This is a genomic window from uncultured Gemella sp. (genome assembly GCF_963537375.1).
In the GTDB taxonomy this organism is placed as follows: Bacteria; Bacillota; Bacilli; order Staphylococcales; family Gemellaceae; genus Gemella.
Genome location: NZ_CAUTDQ010000009.1, coordinates 14,090 through 40,043 on the forward strand (window position 1 = coordinate 14,090; position 25,954 = coordinate 40,043).

At 34.8% G+C, this 25,954-nt stretch carries 11 protein-coding genes and 1 pseudogene; 1 reads left to right on the forward strand and 11 read right to left on the reverse strand.

Going from position 1 to position 25,954, the window contains the following annotated elements; translation table 11 throughout:
* Position 1: 1 nt before the first annotated feature.
* From RYK99_RS02860 to RYK99_RS02905, 10 genes and pseudogenes are all read right to left on the reverse strand, one after another.
* Positions 2 to 1,585: a glycosyltransferase family 52 gene (locus RYK99_RS02860; protein WP_314989947.1), complete on the reverse strand. Its 1,584-nt coding sequence runs from the start codon at positions 1,583 to 1,585 to the stop codon at positions 2 to 4.
* 379 nt (positions 1,586 to 1,964) lie between these two features.
* Positions 1,965 to 6,761: an SIALI-17 repeat-containing surface protein gene (locus tag RYK99_RS02865; protein WP_314989949.1), complete on the reverse strand. Its 4,797-nt coding sequence runs from the start codon at positions 6,759 to 6,761 to the stop codon at positions 1,965 to 1,967.
* 772 nt (positions 6,762 to 7,533) lie between these two features.
* Positions 7,534 to 8,214, reverse strand: a complete 681-nt coding sequence (locus tag RYK99_RS02870) for a hypothetical protein (RefSeq protein WP_314989951.1) — start codon at positions 8,212 to 8,214, stop codon at positions 7,534 to 7,536.
* Positions 8,215 to 8,985: 771 nt separating this feature from the next.
* Positions 8,986 to 10,928 (reverse strand): annotated as a pseudogene (locus tag RYK99_RS02875) (fructose-specific PTS transporter subunit EIIC).
* 120 nt (positions 10,929 to 11,048) lie between these two features.
* The gene (gene pfkB / locus RYK99_RS02880; RefSeq protein WP_314989953.1) at positions 11,049 to 11,966 is read right to left on the reverse strand and encodes a 1-phosphofructokinase; all 918 of its coding nucleotides are present in this window, start codon (positions 11,964 to 11,966) and stop codon (positions 11,049 to 11,051) included.
* 2 nt (positions 11,967 to 11,968) lie between these two features.
* Positions 11,969 to 12,724, reverse strand: coding sequence for a DeoR/GlpR family DNA-binding transcription regulator (locus RYK99_RS02885; protein ID WP_314989955.1), 756 nt, complete (start codon positions 12,722 to 12,724; stop codon positions 11,969 to 11,971).
* A 480-nt stretch (positions 12,725 to 13,204) separates the two neighbouring features.
* A complete protein-coding gene (locus tag RYK99_RS02890) occupies positions 13,205 to 14,566 on the reverse strand; it encodes a hypothetical protein (protein WP_314989957.1) in 1,362 nt (453 codons plus the stop codon).
* 351 nt (positions 14,567 to 14,917) lie between these two features.
* Positions 14,918 to 15,844: a nitronate monooxygenase gene (locus tag RYK99_RS02895; RefSeq protein WP_314989958.1), complete on the reverse strand. Its 927-nt coding sequence runs from the start codon at positions 15,842 to 15,844 to the stop codon at positions 14,918 to 14,920.
* 46 nt (positions 15,845 to 15,890) lie between these two features.
* The gene (locus RYK99_RS02900; protein WP_314989960.1) at positions 15,891 to 16,877 is read right to left on the reverse strand and encodes a putative sulfate exporter family transporter; all 987 of its coding nucleotides are present in this window, start codon (positions 16,875 to 16,877) and stop codon (positions 15,891 to 15,893) included.
* 173 nt (positions 16,878 to 17,050) lie between these two features.
* Entirely contained in the window at positions 17,051 to 18,232 is a 1,182-nt protein-coding gene (locus RYK99_RS02905) for a hypothetical protein (RefSeq protein WP_314989962.1), read from the reverse strand.
* A gap of 491 nt (positions 18,233 to 18,723) precedes the next feature.
* Between RYK99_RS02905 and RYK99_RS02910 the strand changes: the two genes are divergently transcribed.
* Positions 18,724 to 24,987: a ZmpA/ZmpB/ZmpC family metallo-endopeptidase gene (locus RYK99_RS02910; protein WP_314989964.1), complete on the forward strand. Its 6,264-nt coding sequence runs from the start codon at positions 18,724 to 18,726 to the stop codon at positions 24,985 to 24,987.
* Positions 24,988 to 25,148: 161 nt separating this feature from the next.
* Here the strand turns inward: RYK99_RS02910 and RYK99_RS02915 are convergent, their stop codons facing one another.
* Complete coding sequence (locus tag RYK99_RS02915) at positions 25,149 to 25,898, reverse strand: DeoR/GlpR family DNA-binding transcription regulator (protein WP_314989965.1); 750 nt, start codon at positions 25,896 to 25,898, stop codon at positions 25,149 to 25,151.
* Positions 25,899 to 25,954: the final 56 nt, after the last annotated feature.

The window sequence follows — 25,954 nt, forward strand, 5'->3', positions numbered from 1 at the left end:
ATTACCTCATCACATCTTCTAATTTTAATCCGCGACTCCTTGCCAACCTATTTCTAAAAATCATCATTTTTCTATATGAATCAGACAGCCTATAATATGCTGTTACCGTATTTAGCACCAAAGCATTATCTTTCGTTACCATACGAGCCCACAAATGCCAATCTTCAAATCCATCAAATTCTGAATCATATCTTCCCGCTTCTTCGTAAGCTTCTTTTTTGAAAATGACAGTAGAATGATTGAAAACATTCCTATAGGCTAAAATTAACCATAATTTTTCTCCCGATAGAGTATTAAAGTTATTCCTTCTTATACCTCCAGGAATCTTATTCTCATCTTCTATAACTTTCGAACTAATTATATCCAACTTCGGATTTGAGTCTATCTCATTAAGAAGAAAATCCAAATGCCACGGCATCCATTCATCATCAGAGTCTTGTCTTGCGATATATTTGGCAGTTACGAGAGAAATACCTGCATTAAGGGCTTTTGAAATTCCTCCATGTTCAATTTTATGATATATCACTTTATTATCTTCTAAATATTTTTTGCATACAGCTTCTGTCTCATCAGTCGAGCCATCATCTACAATAATTAATCTATAGTTGTTGTGAGTTTGATTCAGTACTGATTCTATAGCTACAGCCACCGTTTCCTCACTATTATAAACCGGCATAATAATATCTACAGCAGTGTCTGACGAAGATAAATCTATACACTCTATCCCTAAATCACTAAATATCTGCGCTTCGTTCGTTGTTAAGAATGTTCTAAAACTTTTCACACTAACACCTGGAATATCTTTTATCAAAACGAATGACGTAGAGTAAAAACCATATACTTCAACAAATTCGTATTCAGCCAACAATCTGTAAACTTCTTCTTCAAAGCAAAATTTGGTAGCTACTGTAGTAGCATTTTCTATATTCAAAGGAACTCGCGGATGAGGATAATATAAGATATCTCCCAAATTGATTACAGCTTTGTTAGTCAATTTTTCTGTAAGTTTAATGTCTTTATCATCTATAGAAGAACCTAAGAGCTGTCCTAAAAACACTTTAACTGTTTTCCCGTTATTAGCCCGCTTAAAATCATCCGGTTCTACATTGAAATTCATTTTTATAAGTTTTGAAGTTGGAAAAATTGTATTTGTATCAAATATTGTATAATGTCCTTGTGACAATTCTATAACATTTTCTAAGGTCATGCCGTTGTGTGATACTACTCTACTTGAATTTACAGTATACATGTTTGGCGTTATTAACGACGTACTACCGTCATCAAAAGTGTAAAGCTGCATAGGTGCAAAAATGAATATACCTAAAGCAATCGGATTATCTAAACTAGCAAGATAGAACTTTTCTACCTTAACATTCTCTAGTTTTTTTCTAAGTTCACGCCCCCAGCTTTCATCTTCTATAAATAGAGTATCTTCGCAAAATTCAGACATTTTCTCAGCGTATATTTTTTGCCTATCATCATTGGACATTCTTTGATAGATTCCTATAAATTGTTCTCCAGTTGTCCTCGCAATCTCTTTAGCTATTAAAACTTGAAACGGTGATGTACAAAAAATTATATTCATAAACACACTCCTCTCTTTTCTTTTTAACTACCTCTACACTACGTAATAATCATAAATAATTTTATCATGCAAAAATATGGTAGTCAAACTAATATTAGCTATGTTAATCGAGAACTTATGTACTTAATCAACTTTCACTTAACTTCTAATAAAGCTCATCAGCGTCTCAGATTTAATAAATCGTCTCTCTCTAAAAACTCAATTGTTTTTAAAAAATCTAAGCAGCAGAATTCCACCTAGATTTCTAGAGCGATCTTTTCCCATGCTCCGAACTTAACAAAGAGTCGAAATCCTCAGATTGTACAAAACGACCGAAATACCAATGTAAATATTGATATTTCAGTCGTTTCCATCATTAATTTTCAGTTTTTACAAAGAATTATTCTTCTCTTTGACGTTTTCTCACTGCAAGAGCTATTCCCGCAACTAATGCTGCGAATCCTACAGCCGCCATATTATTTGTTTCGCTACCTGTGTTTGCTAAACGTTTCACCTGCGCTGATGCTCCTGGTTGACCTGGGATATTCTCTTTTCCAGGTGTTTTTGGTTCCGGTTTTGTTTCAGGCTGCGGTGCTGGAGCTGGTTCTTCTGGGATATCTAGCTCTGGTTTATCCACCGTTGGTGGATCTAACGGTACTATTCCACCTTCATATTCCGGCTTATCTACCGTTGGTGGATCTAATGGTACTATTCCACCTTCATATTCTGGTTTATCCACTGTTGGTGGATCTAACGGTACTATTCCACCTTCATATTCTGGTTTATCCACTGTTGGCGGATCTAACGGTACTACTCCACCTTCGTGTTCTGGTTTTTCTACCGATGGAGCTCCTATTTGCATTACATATTGGTAAACAATGGTAGTAACCCCTTCTTTAACCAATCCTTTTTCTTCTACAGTATTATTGAACTTGTCAGAAGCTGGAAGAACACGTCTTAGTTTGAATGTCACTCCATCCACTTCGATTGTTTGAGGTGCTGTTACTGCATACTCTTCACCTGTCGCAGTGTATGTAGTCTCTGCCTTGTCTCCTGCGATTGTAGTACTTGCTTTTTCTACTACTACGTTATCTTTTGCAAGGACATCTGATGCAAGGGTGTTTTCATTAACATCTACAAATTTAACGATTACTGTTCCTTTTTTATCTTTTTCAGCGTCATCTACTTTTCCTTCAAATCCCGGTACTTCCACTGTTGGTGGTAACGGTGGAATGAATGGATCTACTTCTTCTGCATATTGATAAATAACCGTTGTTGTTCCTTCTGGAACTTTTCCTGATTCTTTATCTGAGTTTCCTAGAGTTGTTGACACTGGTAGTACTCGTTGGTAAACATATTTCTTACCATTAAATTCTATTGTTTCTTTACGATTTCCTACTGTGCTATATTCTTCATTTGTTACTGTGTATGTTGTTTCTGCATCACGATCTGCATAAACTTTAGTTGTTGCTTTTTCTACAATAGCATTTTCTTTTACAGTTACTGGCGTAGCTATTTCGTTTCCTTGTTCATCAACGAATTTAACAATTACCGTTCCTTTTTTGTCTTTATCTGCATCGTGGTCAATAGTATCTGGATTCTCACGATATTTAACAACTTCACTACTATCAGTAGATTCGTGCGTTACTGATAATTCCGCTACTTTTTCTTTGTCTACAGAGTATTTATCAATTTTTGGTGATACTACTTCAGCAAGTTTTTGTTCTTTAGTCCATTCGCTTGTGTATACTACTTCACCAGTTCTACTGTTGATTTCTGCAGTTCTTGTGAAGCGTGCATTTTGATTAACAGGTGTACTTGCTTCTTGTCCTGCTTTCGGTCCATTTTCGTAAACATAAGTGATATTACGTTTTACTTCTTTTAATACTCCTAACTGTTCATATGTACGATTTTGTGGATCGTTTGGAATCTTGTCTCCTGGTTTTGGAGTGTTCGGAGTATTGTCATTTGGTTTTGTTGGATCATTTGGTGTTCCATCTCCTGGTTTCGGAGGAGTTGGTTTGTTTGGATCATTTGGTGTTCCGTCTCCTGGGTTCGGAGTATTTGGAGTATTATTATTCGGTTTATTTGGATCAACTGGGATAATTTCATCGTATTGATAAACAACCGTTGTTGTTCCTTCTTTCACCTTACCAGTTTCTTCTGTTACGTTATTGAATTTAGTATCTACTGGTAATACACGATAGAACGTATATTTCTTACCACCTGCTGTGATGATTGTTTGTACTTTATTGCTTTCAGTACTGTAATCTACATCGTGATTTGTAACTTCATCACGAGTTGATAGAACTACATCACCTGACTTAGTAGCATAAGTTTTCGTTGTTTTAACAACAGCATCTGTTACTACATTTTCAGCATCTTTGATTTCATTACCATTAGCATCTACGAATTTAACAACTACAGAACCTTTAGTCTCAACTACTTTAGATGGTGTTGTTTCTTCTTGTTTATCAAGTGTGTAGCTGTAAATTACGTGTTTTTCACCCTCAGTTACATCACCAGTTGCTGGAGCTGAGTCAGATGTTAATCCTACATATTTATAAACTAAACCTGTAGCTTCATCTTTTAGCGTTGAGTATTGTTTATCAGTAGTATCATATCTTTCCGTAACTGTGCGTTTTTCTTTACGTTCAGATACTTTTACTCCTTTTGAGTAAGTTACATAAGTGTCTTCATACTCTAGAGGAACATTATTCTTCACTACTTCTGTTTCTTTTAATGTTTTTAACGTTCCATCTTCGTTGATCACAACGTGTTTCACATCAACAGAACCTGTTTTTGTAACTTCTGATTTAGATGGAGTTTTCTCTTCTTCACTTACTAGACGGTATTCGTAAACAACCTCTGTTCTTCCTTCTACGACTTTACCACTAGCAGCTGGAGAATCTTGTTTTAGACCTACATACTCATATGTGAATCCAGTATCAGCATCTACTAATGTTGGATATTGTTTTGGAGTTGTATCGTAGTTTTGCTCTACAGTTGCAACATCTGTACGTTCATCTACTTTTGTTTCACCTGAATATAAGCTTACAATCGTTTTTGTTTCTAAAGTTACATTTTCTTTATCAGTTTCTGATTTTAATGGTTTTCCATCAGTTGTGACATACTTGATAACAACACTACCTTGTTTAGTAGCTGTTGCAGTTCCTGCTTCTTCTCTTGTAATCTTCAAGTTATAGTAGTGAGTTACAACTGGTTTTGCTTCACTCATTACTTTATAAGCGCGAATTGGTGTGATAACTTCTTTTGTTGTGAAGGTAGTTGTATTATTAGCTGTTATTTCTTTAGCACTAAAGAAGTTACCACCTTCATTCTCATAAAGCCCATCTTTTTCTTTTATTTCTTCTTCCGTAAAATCCTTATAGACCTTAAATTCCACAAGCTCTTCGGGTGATGCTACTGTAACTGTCCCGTCTTCTGCAATACTTATCGTTCCTTTTTTAGTTAATTCAGCAATTTCCTGATCACTTGGAATTGTTTCAATAAGATTCTGCGTAATTTCTTCTTTCGTAGCAACTACGTCATATTTAATTTTAGTTGTTCTATATAATCCAAAAGTTGCAGTATAAAAGTTGTCATCATCCGACAGATATTTATATTCATCTATAATCGTTGTAGTTTTTAAAATATTTCCGTCGCGTTGTTTAGTTGACTTCTCTTGTTTGACTGTGAAATCACCAATTGCTTTTTCAATAGCTCTACTAGAGTATTTTTCTGTCGTATCATAGTTCAGTTGTGAAGGATGATAACCATATTCGATTCCACCATCTGCTTTTCTGATATAACCTATATCATATCCATTATTTGCATAATCTAAAGCTTGAGCTTCTACCAATTTATTCAATTTTTCTGTAGCTGCTTCAACTTCCTTCAAACCTTTGCTATCTTCAAACTCTTTAGCTTTTTCTTTAGCAAATTTTAATAATTGATAGTAATAATAATGATAGTCATTTTTTAGGATATCAACTGGTGTAGCATTCACTAACTCTGCATCCGCTTTTTTTATTGCTTTAAAGAAATCATTTTTATTATAACCTTCATAATCATTGCCTAGTTTATAAATTTCTGTTACATTGCTTATTGCCACATCATCTGCAGTTCCAAACACTCCATCAGCACCTGCTTTATAAAATTCAGTAGCTGTAATCTCTTTAGGATTTAACAAGTAAGTCTCTAAGGAATTAACTTTCGTTTCTTCTTCATTCGAAGGCAATTCTAACTCAAACGATTGCGTACTATATTTTTTGGTAGTTGTTACTTTCTTACTATCACCCACCGCATAAGTATCTTTATCCATCACAAGAATTGTATCTCCTTCTTGAAGGGTTACATTCTCTTTAGTGAAGTCTTTAGCATTTTCTTGACCAGCTTTCCATTTAGCTACTGCGTCTTCATCGCTCGTTACTCCGTTAGCTTCTACGAATTTTCCGTATTGTCCATCGGCAGTTTCTTCAACTAGGTAAACCTTTCCTGTTGTTTTTGTATAGTCGATTTCTCCTAGTTTATTGTGCATTCCTTCTGGTGATACTCTTGCTTCGATGTTGTTGAAGCTTGTTTTATCGTAAGTTGCTTTATCAGCACCCTCTACTTCAGAACGTACGTATTCATAAACTTTGTTATTTGCTTCTACTGTTTCTTTTTTACCAGTAGCTTCTGTAACAGCATCTCCTGTTTTGGATACAGTTGATTTACGGTAGTCTTTACCGTCTGTATCGTAAGCAATTCCTTTTTTATCATAAGGAGTTGTTACTGTTCCTTCTCCTACTTTTACGGTTTCTGTTGGAATTAATTCAGATTTATCAGATTCTAGTTTATAATTTACAGTTGCTTCTGTTTTGAAGTTTACTGTGTCATTACCGTCTACATCACCTGTGTTATGATTCGCTTTTGTTGGTTCAGCTATATCTTTTCCTAATACAGCATCCACTTTTACAGTTTTAGAAGTTGTATCATCTGTGAATATTGTAGCTGATGTAGAGGCTACTTTTGAAGTGTCACTTACTACTGTTGCTGTGTCTGTACCGTTTGAACTTACATTAGCTAAAGCTGTTCCACCACTAGCTAACAATCCCATACCTACTAATAATGTTGCTCCGATTAGTTTCGAATCAGTGCGTCCATCTTTATACTTTCTTAATGAAAACTTTTCTTTCCTCTCGTTCTTAAACATTAATCTTTCCTCACTTTTCTCATGTTCATTGTATAATTTTAGCTAAAAACACCTCTTTCCTCGAGAGAATTTTCGTTATATAAAAATTACTTTTATTACAAAATTCTCTACACAAAATATTGTATTTTATAATCCTACAATTATTTTTAAATTACTTATATAAAAACTTGCTGATAGTTTTATAATTTATCTTCTAAATTATAAAACTTTTCTTCTAAATTATAAAACTTTATATGGTTCATGTCAACTATTTACACCTACTTTTATTAAGCAATTAAAATATTTTTTAGAAATTTTTCCTTTCAAGAAATCCTATAGTGATAGAAATCTTTATTACACTTTTTAAAAATGAATTTTGAAACATCATCTACTTTTATAAATTATATGTTCCAAAAATATATTAAAAATTCAACACTTAATTTTTAAACATTTACAATAAATTACTTCTCATTTATTTACTATTATCTATCCCTAATTTTAGTTTTACTATATTTTCAATGCTTTTTAAACACTATTTAAGGTTATTCGCAAAAAATATCAATCTCAAAAAGCTATTTCTTTCATCTAACTTTTAAAGATCGAGACATTATTCAAAACTATACAGTATTTTCATGACTGAAACTTAATTATCTATAATTCAAAAGGACAGATAGTAACAATTTTACTTCCTGTCCTTTGTTCTTACGTTATATTCTGAATGAATTTTCAATAGTTTCTTTTGAAGTTTACGGTGATATTGCAACTTGGTTTAAGCATTATTTTACCATTTAAACTATAGGTATTTTTCGAATTCTTTCTCAGACACTCCTAGTTCTTCACACGCATACTCTTTTGTTATTACACCTTTTTTTACTAAATCTATCAGTGTACCTAATCTCCCCTCTTCGATACCTTCTTCTCGTCCTCGTTGAAGCCCTTGTTGAAGTCCTTGTTGAAGTCCCTGTTCAATTCCTTGTTCTAACGCCTGTTCTTTCGCTTCTTTCACATATGCTAAATGAGCATTCCAACCATCCCAAGCTCTTATGTATTCATCAAACATAGCTTTATCCTCCTTATTCCACTCTTTTACATCTAGTATTCTGTCCGCCTTCGTTATTATCTTCCCTGGTTGGTGTGTAAATGGTTTGTTACCAAATAATTCCATCCAACGCACTTTATTATAACTTGCTTTCATCTCTGGCTTGTATTTTTTTAACTCTAAGAATGCTATTTGTACTAGATTTCTTTTCTCCTCTATTCCTTTTACTCTAACTTTTAGTTCTTCTTTTGTTTCACTATCTCTTAAACTAAAATTGTGAATCGCTCTGTCATCTTCGAAGTAATTTTCTTCTGTTATCGCTACAGCGTAGACGGGTATTAATTCTTGAGATAGATAATGTGTCTCTATCCCTTCTTTTTTATACTCGTCTAAGTTTTGAGATACCTGGGAGCAACTCAAAAATCGTGATTTCATAGAAATCGATTTTGTCGAGTTGCCCCCGCACAGGTTATTAGACATCCAAAAAGCTTTTAAAGCGAATTTGGATGTCAATAAACCACTGCGCCTAATTATTAATTTAGAACTTTTTTATATTAATCTTTCTCTTAACTGACTCTATTCCACAATCTTTTTATAAAAATCAACCTGCATAGCTACTTGAATTTCTATGACAACTTGTGTTTTATCATTTAATTCCGCAAGTACATCTACCTGTGTCGTGAAATTTGGTAAAATTTTACCAGTTGTTACGTGTATCTGCGTTCCTTCTAATATTTTTACACTTTCGACTGGTAATTCTAAAATATCACGAATAAATTCCGCGGTTATTTCTGTATCGCTAAATATTTTTTCGCCATTAAATCCATCATTGGTCGTGTGTTTTTATGTCTTATGTTTTCCATTTTCGGAAACCTCCCTATTTATTATTTTTTTCATAATTAATTTAATTTTTCATAATCCCTGATAACTCTTTACCTTCATTATACTCCAAACTACCTTTGTTTTCTAACGAAAACACATTTTAACAATACAAAATATATTATCTAAAAGTTTCTTATAAAAAGTCTATATATTTTGAATAATTTCTTACTCAAAAATCACAGTAACAAATAGTAGCCTTTTCCTATTTAGAACTCTTCTAAAATCCATAAAAATAAGCCGCCAAAGTCTCGAGAACTAAATCTCGAAACTTCAACAGCTTTATTATTTTAGATATTTTCTTATAATATTATGTCTTACTAAAAATTATTTTACTATCTTTTTACCGAAGCTTAGTGATGCGATTAATAGTAATGCACCTAATACTGCTCCGATTACTAAAGCTAATAAGTACATAAGTGGGTTACTTACCGCACCCGCTGCGATAGCGAAAATTCCTCCGTGAGGAGCTTTTGATACAGCACCAAAAGTCATACTTAGCGCTCCAGCGATACCACTTGAGATGAATAACGGTGGAATAACGCGTGCTGGGTTACTTGCAGCAAACGGGATAGCTCCTTCTGTAATGAATGATAATCCCATTACGTAGTTTACTAATGCTCCACTACGTTGAGCTTTTGGCCAGATATTTTTGTTGATTGTTGCTGATACGGCGATTGCTAATGGCGGTACCATACCACCGATCATAACCGCAGCCATTACATCACTTCCTGCTGCTCCTGCAGATGTTAATAGAGCTGTACCTGTTACATAAGCAGCTTTGTTAATTGGACCTCCCATGTCGATAGCCATCATCGCAGCTACTACGAATCCAAGGATGAATTTACCGCTTCCGTTAAGACTTTCAATAAAGTGTTTTAATCCTTCCATAACACTTGCCATCGGTGCGTTAATTAGGAAAATCATTAATAATCCCATAATTAGTGATCCTAAGATAGGGAATAGGAAGATTGGTTTAATACCATCTAATGAACGAGGCATCCAGCTGAACGCAATTTTAGTACGTGGATTATTCCACCAGCTAAGAACCCGGCTACTAATGCTCCTAAGAATCCTGAAGGAGTGTACGCTAATAAATCACTCTTCAGACCTAAAATACTTGGATCTGCTAAAATACCACCGATCATACCAACGATGAATCCAGGACGGTCAGCGATAGAGCGTCCGATGAATCCAGCTAGGATTGGTAACATCATACTAAATGAAATCTTACCGAAGTAGAATAATACTTCTGCAACTTTGTTGTAAGATGGGTCTTTCGGATCAAATGAGTTAATACCCCAGATGAATGATAATGCGATAAGAATACCACCAGCTACTACGAATGGTAGCATGTTACTTACACCTTCCATTAGGTGTTTGTAAGCACGACGTCCAATACTTTCATTCGCTGAAGAATCTTCTGAATCTTCTGCTGCTCCGTCGTGTTTGTAGATAGGAGCTTTTCCATCTAGGATTGTTTGGATAAGTTCTTCTGGTTTGTTAATTCCATCAGCTACTTTTGTCATAATTGTTGGACGTCCATCAAAACGCGCAACTTCTACTTTTTTATCAGCTGCAACGATGATTCCCGTTGCTCTTTCGATATCTTCTTTTGTAAGTTTGTTTTCTACACCGATTTGACCGTTTGTTTCTACTTTAACATCTAGTCCCATCGCCTTAGCTGTTTCTTTGATTTTTTCTGCAGCCATAAATGTGTGGGCAATACCTGTTGGACAAGCTGTTACCGCGATAATGTATGGTTTTTCTCCACTTGGAGCTGCTTGTTTTTCTTCTTCTTTTGGAGCTTCTGTTTTCGCTACGAAATCTGCGAATACTTTTTCTACGTCTGATTTAGTTGTAGCAGCATCTAGTCCTGCTTTTACATCTGCATCCATAAGAGCTTGTGATAATGAAGCTAGAGCTTTAAGGTGCTCATCTGCTCCTCCGTCTGGCGCACAGATCATAAAGATGTGTTTTGCAGGTTGTCCGTCGAAACTCTCCCACTCAACACCTTCTTCACTTTTCGCATAAACGATCATAGCTTTATCGAAATCTGCACTTTTAGCATGAGGGATAGCTACGTTTTCTCCTACTCCTGTAGTTGATTGAGCTTCACGAGCTAGTAATGCGTTTAAGAAATTTTCTTTACTTGCGATAATATTTTTTTCTACTAACATGCTTGTTAGTTTATCCAGAGCTTCTTTTTTATCAGTTGCGCTGAATCCGAATTGAACTAAGTCATAATTTAGAACATCTGTTAATTTCATTTCTTTCTCCTTTGTTAATTTCATATTTCCGAGGAAATATTTTATTTTTCTTCAAACAATTTGTTTTTATTTCGTTTGAGGGATTGATTTCTAATTTTCCCGGCATTGCCTATTAGAATTTTATTTTAATTTTTTTACATCAATCTGTGGTAGTAATTCTTCTATTAATTTCTTACTTCCTACTCCTACTGAGAATGATGTTGCACCACCTGCTGCTGATGCATAGCGCAAAGCTTCTTGGTAGTCTTTTGTTTCATTGTATTTGGCAACGAACATCGCAAGCATACTATCTCCTGCCGCAACAGTTGATACTATCTTACCTTTAGCTACGTTTACTTCGAATACTTCTTTGTCTTCAGTTAATAGTAACGCTCCATCTGCTCCACGTGAAACAAGGACATTTTTCGCACCACGCTCTTGTAATTTTTCAGCATATTGTAGGATTTCTTCGATACCATTTAGAGTCATCCCGAACATTTCTCCAAGTTCGAATTCATTTGGTTTAACTACGAATGGTTTGTACTGAAGTGTATCTAGTACTAACTCCTTATTACTATCTACAACTAACGTTGCTCCTGATGCCGATACTCTCTTAGCGATTGCTTTAAAGTCTTCTACACCCATTCCCGCGATAACATTACCTGATAAGAATACTACATCTTCTTTCGTCAGTACTTCTAATTTAGTAAAGAAGTCGCTCACGTTATCTAGATTTACACTACTACTTTGACCGTTAATTTCAGTCTCAGTTTCTGTAGTTAATTTCATGTTGATTCTAGTCGCTCCGCGCGTTTCTACAAAATCATGTTTTACACCTAGGTTATCTAGTTCTGATTTTATAAAATATCCCGTGAATCCAGCGACAAATCCCCACGCCTTACTATCAACACCAACGTTGTTTAGTAAAATTGAGATATTAATACCTTTTCCACCTACTACATACTTCGCTTCTTGTGTTCTATTTAGTTTTCCAAGTGCGAAATTTTCCGCCGTTATCAACATGTCAACAGCTGGATTTAAAGTAATTGTATAATACACTTTTAGTCCTCCTTCATACTTTTTACTTCTATTATATTTTTAAATTTCTTATATTCTTCTGGAACTTCATACGATACTATAATTATGTCATCTAGTTCGGCAAATTTTTGGAATTTTCTATGACCGAATTTCGATTTATCAGCGAGAATATATTTCTTCTTACTACCTTGTATCGCTATCGTTTTTATAAAAGCTTCATTTTCTTCTGCGGTCGTCACACCGAAACTTTCATCTATTCCGTTACAGCCGACAAAACACATGTCAAAACTGTATTTCTTTAATTGTTCAACGGCTGAATATCCTATCACCGCCTGTGTAGAATGTTTCAATGTCCCACCTAATATTATTATATGAATTTTGTTATTAATAAGTTTAGGTAAATGATATGTTGAATTCGTCACAACAGTTATCCTTCTGTCTCGAAGGTGTTCGATCATCTCATATGTCGATGTCCCTGCATCCAGATAAATCGTCTGCCCTGACTGTAAGATATTATCACAAAGGTACTTTGCAACCGCTCTTTTCTCCTGAAGATATTCTTCACGTTTAGCTTCAACACTTTCTTCGCTACCACGTGCTGCTGAGCGTTTCATCGCACCACCGTGAGTTCTATACAATAAATTTTTATCTTCTAGGTTTGTAAGATCTCGTCTTATCGTAGCTTCCGAAACATTACAATGTTCCATCAACTCCTTTAGGTTCAACGAACCTTTTTCATCTAACAAATCTAAAATTTTATTCCATCTTTCGTTTACCAATTTCTCTTCTCCTAACTCCCATGATTATTATATCTAATATAATATAGCTATTCAATCAAAATCAAGCAAAAACACTCATAAATAATCAAAATAAATGATTAAAATGAGTGTTTTTATTTTTGTATTTGATTGTTTTTCTAAATGATGAGCGTTTCTCTGTTTTCAGAGTGATTTCTAAAAATTTTTCATAAAACATTAGCCAGCATAGTTCAAATCGATTTTTGAAATTATCACCGAGGATTTTTTCCTGTGCAATGATGAGCAATTTAATATTATTGTTCCGCTCAATCGATAATTAACTTTCAAAATTTCTGTAATTGAATTTTACTACTCGTGAGTATTATACTTTAGAGTAGTAAAATTATCAAAAAATGAAATACCTATAGTTATAGTTCTGAATCTAGCTATATTAACCCAATACAAAAGAGGTTCGAGTATTTCTACCTGAACCTCTTAATTTTGATCTATTAGGTCATTTTTTTATCTTCTTTTTTTGAATACAGCTTCTTCTTCAGCTTTGTTCAGCTTTTGAAGTCTTCTGCTTCTAGCTCCACCTGCAGCTTCAACTTTTACTTCTTTAGTATCTCCTACTTGCGGTACTTCTTCTACTGCTGGAGCATCTTCCACTTGTGGTGTTACTTCTACTACTGGAGTAGCTTCTACTTGTGGTGTTACTTCTGCATTTCGCTCTTCAACAACAACCTCTTCCTGTTTTACTTCTGGAGCTTGTTGTTCTTGTTCCCCAACTGGATTAAAACCCTGATTTTGCTCTCCTTGCGGTGCATTTGGATTTACATTTTGTTGAGGTTGTCCCTGTGGATTAAACCCTTGTGGCGGTTGTCCTTGGAACCCTGGATTTTGGTGTCCTTGTGGTGCATTTGGATTAAATCCTGGTTGTCCTTGTGGGTTAAATCCTTGTGGCGGTTGTCCTTGGAACCCTGGATTTGGACGCCCTTGCGGTGCATTTGGATTGAATCCTGGTTGTCCTTGTGGATTAAATCCTTGTGGCGGTTGTCCTTGGAACCCTGGATTTGGACGCCCTTGCGGTGCATTTGGATTGAATCCTGGTTGTCCTTGTGGATTGAATCCTTGTGGTTGCCCTTGGAATTCTGGGTTTGGACGCCCTTGCGGTGCATTTGGATTAAATCCTGGTTGTCCTTGTGGCGCATTTGGATTGAATCCTGGTTGTCCTTGTCCTTGCGGATTGAATCCTTGATTCATATCATTGTTAAAGTTTGGTTGATTTGGAATTGGATTTCCAAATTGATCATACTGTTGATTGTTGAATTGTGCGTAATATTGTTGTGCTTGGAATGATTGCCTAAATAAAAACTTAGAAAACTCATCATTATTATTCGTTTCAACTTTATTCGCTGGTAATGACATTAAAATAAAGAAGAAAATAATAACATATACAGGTGTAATTAATGCTACATAGAAGTATGCTAAAATTACGTATAATGCAATTAGAATTGAAGCAAATAGAGTTGTGAAACCTACATCTCTTAATCTTCTACAAAAACTTGCTGCGATTGGAATGTGTAATAAAATAAATAATGCTGTAATGATGTATAATAACGAAGCGAATTCACTATTATTTCTTAAGTATAATTCAGCTGCATCTGAAAAACCAATTACATTTTTAAAGAATCCTATTGAATTATATTTTTTGTATACACTAGCAAAAATACCTGTGTACACACCAGCGAAAATAAGATAGATTAGTCCTACAGGAAACCAGTGACCAGCTCTTGATGTAAATCCTGTGTAATCTACAGAACCTTTAAAGAAGTCTGTAACTGCAGTACCAAAACTAACTTTTCTATATCTTTGGTCTATCATAAAACCCCTCCTATAAAATAATTAAATAAATATATAACTATAATATAATAAACACCCATTATAGTCAATTGAAACATGGTTAAAGCATGTAAATTTTACTCTATTTTTCTTCTTTTTAAATTTTAAATTGTCATTAATATAAAATTCATACATCCGTTCGTACTATCACTTTTGAAAATAAATAAAATTACACTAAATATAACACTTATCTAAAAACTAAAATTTCATTTTAATTTATCCTATAATATCTTGATTACATCCTCTAAACACTATCACATGCATCAAACTCATGCCCAATTGTACATAAAAAAACAACTCAGGCTATAAATAACCTAAGTTGTTCTTCTATCATTATATTTCTGTTCTTTGTAAAACTTCTTTTGCTTCCGCTATAGTTTCTTCTATTATACTTTTAACCGGTCGAACTCCATTCACTAAACCTGCGATTTGTCCTGCCATAACAGAACCATTTTCTACGTCACCATCATAAACCGCTCTTCTTAGTGAACCTAGAGTTAATTCTTCTAACTCCATAAGTGTTGAAGATTTTTCTTCTAATTCATGATATCTTTTCGTAAGTTCATTTTTAATACCACGAACAGGTGCTCCAAACTTTTCTCCTGTTAAGGTAGTCGATGTGTCAACCGCTTCTAAAATCATGTTTTTATACTCTGTAGAAATCGGACACTCTTCAGAAGCTAAGAATATAGTTCCCATCTGAACTCCACTTGCTCCTAAACAATATGCAGCTGCCATACCGCGACCATCCGCAATTCCTCCAGCTGCAATAACGGGAATTTTTACCGCAGCAGTCACCTGTGGTAGCAATGCCATCGTAGTACTAGTTCCTACGTGTCCTCCTGCTTCCATCCCTTCTACAACAATCGCATCACAACCTAATTCTTCCATTTTCACCGCAGCTTTTACCGAAGGAATTACAGGAATTACTTTTATTCCTGCCTCTTTTAAGCGCGGCATGTATTTTCTCGGAGTACCTGCTCCTGTTGTAACAATTTTTACCCCTTCTTCGATAACAACATCGATTATTTCATCTATATTGTGCATCATAAGCATAAGGTTGACACCGAAAGGTTTATCTGTAAGTTTTTTACACTGTTGAATTTCTTTACGAAGTTCTTCTGGACTTACTCCTCCTGAAGCTAAAATACCTAACGCTCCCGCATTTGATACCGACGAAACAAGTTCGTGTCTAGCTATTTGAGCCATAGCTCCCTGAAATACTGGATACTTTATCCCTAATAATTTTGTAATCGTCATAATTGTTCTCCTCTGTATATTTTATATAATAATCTTCGCTTTTCTGTTAGAAGATAAATCTCGCCACTAAATAACTAACTATCATCAATATCACTGATGACAAGAAGCAAGCCGTAAATACTCTCACACCGCGTTCCTTAATAACTTTGAAGTTAACGCTCATTCCTAAAGCCGCCATCGCCATACCTAAGAATACATACGCTGCATCTACAAAAAACGGAGCTAACGGTTTTAAGAAAGTAACATAACTTCCTAAAATACTCATAAAAATGAACCCTAAAATAAAGTACGGCATCGGAACTTTTCCTTTTGTTTCATCTTGAGTTTTTTTGTTAACCACAATCAATACACCCGCTACTACAATAAGCATAAGAACACGTGATAGTTTAGTAAGAATCGCAGCATCAAGTGCCACTTGTCCACCTGCTCCTCCTGCCGCAACTGCGTGAGCTATTTCATGAAGACTTCCTCCTGTAAATACTCCGTAGTTATAAGCATCGAGTCCTAGATGTGGTTGTAAGGTTACTTCTATTAAGGTAAACACTGTACCTAGTATCGCAACAACCGCAACCGCAAGTACGCTGTTATCTGTTTTCGCTCGAAGTTGACCACTTACCCCCATAACTGCCGCAGCACCACAAATACCGCAACCACATGAAGAAAGTAACGCAAGCTCATGATCCACCTTGAAAACTCGACACATAAAGTAGGTTAAAGTCACCATGAATAACACGATAAAGAACGCTACAATCAACGTCTTTTTTCCTTCTGATAGAAGTCTATCTAACGCTAACTTGAATCCTAATAAAATTATTCCAAGTCGTAAAAATTTATTACTTATAAATGGAATATCCGCCTTAACCTGCTCTTTTAATCCTTTTGCTGTTTGTAGTAACATACCTATAACAAGTGCTATTACCAAATGTCCAAACAACTTTAACGCAGGAACTTGAGCAAGATATTTTGCTACTAACGAAATAATCAACATTATACCTAAGGTATAATAAAAATTAACACTCTTGAATCTTTCCATACGAGTTTCCCCTTTTGTATATTTATCTAATAAAAACTATTTATAGTTTAATTATACTATCTACATTACCTGTATTCAAGATTACACGAAATAAAAATAATAAATCATCAGATTTTAAAAAAGACGCAACTACAAAAGTTACGTCTTAATTTAATCATTTATCGTTTACTTTTTTATCCTAATAACAAGAATAAGTAGTGAGCTATAACTCCAGCGGCAAGACCACCTATCGTATGTGATACGATTGCTTTTGAAGATAATTTGCGTACTCCAAGAGCATCCATCATACCGATGTGAGTACTTAAGTATCCACTCCAACACATCCCCATCGCCGTGAATACCGCAATGTCATTTGCTCCAATTAGTCCACTTTTCAGGAATTCTGGGACTAATGAAATTGCTCCACCTACCGCTCCTAAAGCTGTAATCGGGAAGGCAATTGCTTCTGCTGAGTGGAATCCAAATAGTGGTTCTAGAATGAATGTTAGTTTTTCTCCTAACCAAGGTAAGAATCCTACACCTTCATATGCAGCACCTGTGTATCCTCCTGCTGGCATTTTGAATGTTAACATCATTACGAAAGTACAAACTATAAGTACACCTGGAATGATTGCTAGACCCATTTCTACCCCTGTTTTGCCACCTTCTAAAACAGTATCTAATACTCGTTGGAACATATTTCCATCACGTATTATTCTTACCTTATCCGATGCTTCATCTGCCTCACCCATTTCAATTGCTGGCTCATCTGCTTCATCTCCGTAGTATTTTCTAGTCTCTATTAACATTAAACGAACACTTATAATACTACCTAGGATTGCTCCAACATTACCGATGATTGCTGCTTTAATAAATCCTTCTCCTTGCCCCATCATAAACATCGTTACGATAAGCCCCATACCAAAAGCTGTTCCTAAGTTACATAAGGCTGGCACTTGATATTTTTTAAAGAAAGATGTAAATCTTTTATCTTTTGCAAATGGAATAATAGCTGGGTTATCTGATAAATACGTAGCTACTGCACCTGTAACACTCGCCCCAGGCATTCCCCAAAGTGGTTTCATAAGAGGTGCAAATATTTTATTGATTAATGCTATCGCACCAAATTCTGATAGAAGTGCACTTATAGCACCTGCGATAACCGCCATTGCCATAATGAAAAATACTGTATTAAGCAGTAAATCATGGGCTGTTGCCATCATCGTTTTAAACATAAGTGGTGTTCCCATTTTTCTAGCCATCAGACCAAATATTAGGAAAAATATAGCTAAGAAGACAAATGTCTCTAGGCTTATTGCTTTTTTTACCACTGAATTTTGTTTGATTTTCTTTTTCTTGGTTGTATCCTCACCCATAAAAATCGTCCTTTCTGATTTTATTTTAAAAATTTATTCAAAAGTTTACATATTTTAAACTGTACTAATACAACTTATGTAAATATTATATCATAGATTCTTTATCCTTGCAACTATTTCAACAATTCCGAAACTAATTAAACTAAATTACTATTATAAAATTTTCAGGATAAGACAAATCTATCTCAATCTAACCCCTCCACATCAACACCCGAGAAAGATACCACTCCTAAATAATTTCTTAAAAAATAAAATTAATTATATTTATATTTTACCACTTACTACCTTATAGTATTAGTACAGTTATGTTTTAGTGTTATATTTGTATTATTATCATACAAATATCTAATATTTTTATACTAAAGTTGTTATAGAAATATAAAATTAATACACTTTACATACTATTTTCCGAGGTCTATTAATTGCTTTAAACTTGGTTTTTTGATAAAATTTAAGAAGTAATAAAAAAATATATAGGAGAAAATAATTTCATGCGATTGAAAAATGAAAATAATAATAAAATTTTAAAGTTTTCAATTAGAAAATTATCTCTTGGTGCAGCACCGGTCGTTATCGGGGCTTTATTTTTTGGAAGTTATGCACCAAGTGAAGCACTTGCCAACGAAAACAGCACAAGTGTTAAATATACTTATCTAGCTGAAAATGAATTGACCGAAACCGAGAAAGCTTTAATTAAAAGAAGTATTCCGAACGATGTAAAAAACAACGAAACATACTACATGGTTTATAAAAAAGAAGCACAAACTTCCGCTAAACCTACAGAATTAAAATCATTACCAAATACTGGACAAAGTTCACTTCCTGTAGCAGGACTTGGAATCGGTACCGCAGTATTAGTGGTTCTTTTAATGTCAAAAAAACACAGAAACAAAGTTCTTAGCATTGTGTTAATCGGGGCTATGGGACAAAGCATCGTTATACCTTATCAATCATTTGCCTTTGAAAACAAAGAATTAGTGCAATACAACACACAAACAACAGTGGCTAATTCTGCAGAACTTGCGAATGGTGTAATTAATATCGATGGTTATCGCTATGTTGGTTACTTCACACTTAGTGATTTAGGCGCTTTACCACAAGGTGAAGAAAAGCTTCTTCCAAAACCAACACAACCAACAGTTGAACCAACACAACCTGCTCCAGCACCTGCAGTAGACCACAAAATAACTCCTGATGAAGGACCTAAAGCACCAGTTGAAAACAAACCTGAACTTAAATCAACTACTGAAGTTGTTCCTTTCCAAACTATCGAGCAACCTGATGCTACTTTACCTAAAGGACAAACTAAAGTTGTTCAAGAAGGAGTTAACGGTGAACAAATCGTATTCAGCGAAGTAACTACTATTGATGGTAAACAATCTAGCAAAGTTATCAAAACTTCAATTACAAAACAACCTGTAAATAGAGTAATTGCTGTTGGTACTAAAGAGGAAGTTGCACCTACTCCAGTCGAAGTTAACCAAAATAAACCAGAAGCTCCAAAGCCTGTAGCAGTTAAAGGAACTCAAGAAACTGGTAAAGAAGGGCAAGCTTTAACTCAACCTGAACTTCCTGAAGCTCCAAAACCTGAGGAGACTAAACCTACTCCTCAACCGGAAACTCCAAAACCTGAGGAAACTAAACCTACTCCTCAGCCGGAAACTCCAAAACCTGAGGAAACTAAACCAGAAGAAAAAGTAGATAAAACTGCACTAAAAGCTCAAATCGATAGAACTCTTGCTCTTATTCCTTCTGATTATTCTGCAGCAAGCTACAACGCTCTTAAACCAATTTTAGAAGCTGCACAAAACGTCTACTCTTCTGATAGTGTTAAACAACCTGAGGTAGATAGTGAAACTGCGAAACTTAAAGCAGCTATTGATGCTCTTAATATTGACAAAACAGACTTAAACAACACTATCGCAGATGCTAAATCAAAAACTAAAGATCACTACAGTGATGCAACTTGGGCTAATCTTCAATCTGTATTAGCTGAAGCTGAAAAAGTTACAAACAATCCAGCAGCAAAACAAAGCGAAGTTGATCACATCAATGAAAAACTTAAAGCAGCTATCGCAGGATTAAACACAGATAAGACTGAACTTGAAAAACAACTAGCAGATGCTAACTCTAAAGTCTCTACAGACTTCAGTCCTGAAACTTGGTCTACATTAGAAGAAGCTAAAAAAGCAGCTCAAGCTGTAGAAGATAACGCAACTGCCACACAAGCTCAAATCGATGAAGCCGCTAAAAAACTTAAAGCCGCTATCGACGCATTAAATGTTGACAAAACAAAATTACAAGAACAAACTAAAGATGCAGCTACTAAACAAGAAGCTGACTATAGCCCTACAACTTGGAATGAATTCAAAAATGCTGAAATTAAAGCTAAAGAAATCAACAACCAAACTACTCCACTTCCTAAACAAAGTGAAATAGATGCAGCTACTAAAGCTCTTCAAGACGCTATAAAAGCTCTTGCTGTTGATAAAACTGCATTACAAAATGCTATTAATACAGCTAACAGCAAACGTAAAGAAGAATACACTACTCAAACATGGAAAGCTTTAGAAGAAGCACTTGCAGCAGCAAACACTGTAAACGCAGATAAAGCTACTACTCAAAGCAAAGTAAATGCAGCTACTGAAAGATTAGAAGAAGCTATCAAAAACTTAGTTCCATTAACTGAAAAACCAATACTAAAATTTGTAGATACTGACAAGAAAGTATTAGATAAAGAAGTAGTTGCTAAGTATTCTCTGGAAAATCCAACTAAGACAAAAATTAAATCAATTACAGCTACTCTGAAAAAAGACGGAGCAGTTGTTAAGACTGTAAATCTAACAGAAGATAATCTAAATGCATTATTAGATAATCTAAAATACTTCCAAAAGTATACTCTATCAACAACTATGGTTTACGATAGAGGTAACGGTGAAGAAACTGAAACTTTAGAAGATCAACCAATTCAATTAGATCTTAAAAAAGTTGAAATTAAAAACATTAAAGAAACAAGCTTAATTAGCGTTGATTCCGAAGGTAACGAAACTGACAGTAGTTTCTTATCATCTGTTCCAGGCGATGTAACTCCATATTACTTAAAAGTTACAACTCACGATAACAAAGTAACAAGACTATCTGTTGATAAGATTGAAGAAGTTACTATAGAAGGTAAGACTCTATACAAAGTTACTGCAACAGCACCTGATTTAGTTCAACGTAACGGTGAAAATAAACTTAGCGAGACATATACTCACTACTTCGCTAAACCAAAAGCACACGAAGGTGATGTATACTATGACTTCAACGAACTTGTAAAAGCTATGCAAGCTAACCCTACTGGTACATTTAAACTTGGTAGCGATATGAATGCAGCGAACGTTAACCCAGCTGGAAAATCATATGTAACTAACTTATTCAAAGGTACATTAACAAGTACAGACGGTAATAAATTCGCAATTCACAATATTTCTAGACCTCTATTCTCTAATATTGAGGGTGGTACAGTTAAAAATGTACTACTTGAAAATGTTAATATTAATATGCCTGAAACTGATAAAGTTGCCCCATTAGCTAATACTGTTAAGAAAGCAACTATTGAAAACATTAAAGTAACTGGTAATGTAACTGGTGCTAATGATGTAACTGGTATGGTTAACAAAATGGATGAAGCAGATATGACTAACGTTGCATTCATCGGTAAAATCCATATCCAAGGTAATAAAAACTGGTGGGCTGGTGGACTTGTAAGTGAAAGCTGGAGAAGTAACACAGACAATTCTTATGTCGAAGCTGATATTACAGGTAACAAAGCTAAAGTCGGTGGACTTGTTGCCAAATTAGATCACGGTGGAAATCCGAATGACGTTGGTAAACGTGGTCGTCTGAAAAACTCTGTTGCCAAAGGAACAATCGATCTTAAAGAGCCTGTTGAAACAGGAGGACTACTTCACTCTAACTGGTCATGGGGACTTGTTGAAAACAACGTAACTATGATGAAAGTTAAAAACGGCGGAGAAATCCTTTATGGTTCAAAAGATATTCAAGAAGATGATTATTTCGGTGCTAACTGGGTTAAAAACGATAACGTTACAGTTAACGACGTGAGTGAAGGTGCGAAATCTTATCCACGTTCTAACAAATGGAAAGGTGTTTCTCAAGAAGAAGCTAATGCAAAAATCGCTAAGATGGGAATTACCGCTCATGAATTCACAAGCACAAAAACTGTCGAAGACAAACTTAATAACATTGTAAACAAAGATGATCAATACAAAAACATCGATGACTACGACGCATCTCGCGAACTTGCTTACCGTAACATTGAAAAACTTCAACCATTCTACAATAAAGAGTGGATTGTTAACCAAGGTAACAAAATCCCAGCTGGATCAAATCTATTAACTAAAGAAGTATTATCTGTCACTGCAATGAAAGATAATGAATTCGTAACTGAACTTGCTGATGCCAACCGTATTATCGTTCACTACGCTGATAAGACAAAAGAAATCTTTAACATTTCACCTAAAGAATCTCAAGTGAAACAAGTTAAAGAATACAGTATTGCTGAACTTGGAGAAATTGTTTATACTCCTAATATCGTTGATAAAGATCGCAGCGGATTAGTTAATGATATCGTAGCTAAATTAAGCCCTGTTGAATTACAATCTGATGCTGTTTACAAATTGTTCGGAAGAAATGGCGATGGAAAAGTTAACGCAGTTAAGAACCTTTACTTAGAAGAAAGCTTCGCATACGTTAAAGAAAATCTTAATAAATTCGTAACTAAATTAGTTCAAAATGAAGATCACCAACTTAACACCGATGAAGCTGCTAAACGTGCATTAATTAAGAAAATTGATGACAATAAGGCTGCAGTTCTTCTTGGTTTAGCTTACTTAAACCGCTACTATGGAGTTAAATTCGATGACTTTAACATTAAAGAGTTAATGTTATTCAAACCTGACTTCTATGGTAAGAATGTTAGTGTCTTAGATAGAATTATCAATATTGGTTCTAAAGAAAACAATGTAAAAGGTAACCGTACTCAAGATGCATACCGCGAAGTTATCGCCGGCGCTACTGGTAAAGGTGACCTAAATGCATTCTTAAAATACAATATGGAACTATTCACAAGTGACACAGACTTAAACGATTGGTTCATAAAAGCAACTAAAGATAATGTATATGTTGTTGAACCAACAACTACAAATCCTGCATTTGCAGATAAGAAACACAGAGCTTATGAAGGATTAAATAATGATGTTCACGGTAAGATGATCCTTCCACTATTAAACCTAAAAGATGCTCATATGTTCTTAATCTCAACGTATAACACTATGGCTTACAGTTCATTCGAGAAATACGGTAAGAACACAGCAGCAGAGCGTGAGGCATTCAAGAAAGAAATCGATAAAGTAGCAAAAGCTCAACAAAATTACCTAGACTTCTGGTCTCGTTTATCATTAGATAAAGTTCGTAATCAACTACTTAAGAGCAACAACATGGTACCAACACCAGTATTAGATAACCAAAACTATCCAGAAGGTACTGACAAATACGGTCACACTGCTAGTGGTAAAGATGTTGCTCCTATTCGTGAATTGTACGGACCAACAGATCGTTATCACGCAACAGACTGGCGTATGGGAGCCGTCGCTCGTGTTTATGGTAACCCTTATAAAGATGATTCAGTATTCTTCATGGTTACTAGTATGATTAGTGACTTCGGTATCTCCGCATTTACTCACGAAACTACTCACGTAAATGACCGTATGGTTTACTTAGGTGGTTCAAGACACCGTGAAGGAACTGACTTAGAAGCATTCGCACAAGGTATGTTACAATCTCCTGCTGAAACAAGTCCAAATGGTGACTTTAAAGCGTTAGGACTAAACATGGCATATGAACGTCCAAATGATGGAAATCAATGGTATAACACTAATCCAAATGATCTTGCATCTCGAGAAGAAATCGATCATTACATGAAAGGTTTCAACGATACTCTAATGCTTCTTGACTATCTTGAAGGAGAAGCCGTACTTGGTAAAGGAAGCAAAGAATTAAACAACGCTTGGTTCAAGAAAGTTGCTAAGAAATTACGTGGGGCTAATACGAAGAACCAATACGATGAAGTTAGAGATCTTAACGAAGAAGAAAAAGGTTATGCATTAAACTCTGTTGACGACTTAGTAGATCACAACTTCATGACTAAACACGGTCCAGGTAATGCTATATATGATCCAACTGGATTTGGAACTGCCTACGTAACTGTACCTATCACTGCAGGTATCTACGGAGGTAACACAAGTGAAGGTGCTCCTGGTTCTATGTCATTCAAACATAACACATTTAGAATTTGGGGTTACTACGGATACGAAAAAGGATTCTTAAACTATGCTTCTAACATGCTGAAAAATGAGTCTAAACAAGCTGGTAATGCTACTTTAGGTGATGACTTCATCATCAAGAAAATTTCTGATGGTAAGTTCACTTCTCTAGAAGCTTGGAAGAAAGCATACTTCAAAGAAGTTGTAGATAAAGCTAAAGCAGGATTTAACCCTGTTACAATTGACGGTACTACATACAGTAGTTATGAAGACTTGAAGAATGCATTTGCTGCAGCTGTTGAAAAAGATAAAGCTACTCTTAAAAATGGATCAGTTAAATCTGACAACACCGTTGCTCTTAAAGAGAAAATATACAAAAAACTTCTTCAACAAACAAATAGCTTTAAAACTTCTATCTTCAAATCATAATTCAAACAACAAAAACCTAGATTTAGAATTTTCTAAATCTAGGTTTTTTGATGTTTGAGATATGTTTCTTTGTAAAGTAAAATATATGTTGAAATTACGTAAACCTCATAATTAAACATGAAAAAATTCAGGACTTAAAACTTAGTCCTGAATTTATCTTTTTATATTATATCTACTTCTTTTTTATATTGATCTTTAATATTTTCATCAAGAACATCGTCACTGATAATTGCAGTAAGGTCTTTTAGTTGGAAAAATGTATAAAATGCGTGTGTTGAAAATTTGCTGTGGTCTGCAAGAACATAACGTTCAGTTGCATTATTAAGAATCGTTTCATTACAACGTCCTTCTTCTTCATCAGAGATAGTAACCTTCTCTAAATCTATTCCATTCACCCCAACAAACGCCTTATTTACACTTATTTTACTAAGCGCATCTTGCGTGAAGAACCCGATAAATCCTTTTGTTTTTTGACGGTATCTTCCTCCGATAAAAATAAGATCACAAGATGGATTGTCTTTAAACTGTTCGAATACTGTTAATGAATTCGTCACAATATTGATATCTCTATCTTGAAGATACTCCGCTAAATAACTCGTAGTACTACCTGGTCCTATAAAAATAGTCTCATTATCTTTTATAAGCTCTGATACTTTCCTAGCGATTTGTTTTTTCTCTTCAACATTTACAGAGATTTTCTTGTTATAATTATCCTCTTGATAGAAGTTTTTCGGTTTTAATTTCGCTCCACCATGTATTCTAGTAAGATGCCCATAATCTTCCAACTCCTGCAAGTCACGACGAATTGTCATCTCTGTAACATTCATGTCATGAGCAAGATTGCTAACACGTACTAAATGTTTGTTTTTTAATTCATTTAAGATATAACTATGTCTGTCTATTTTTAACATTTTTTCTCCACTCTAAAATATAAATTTACCATTTATATTTTAACACTTTTTTCGAA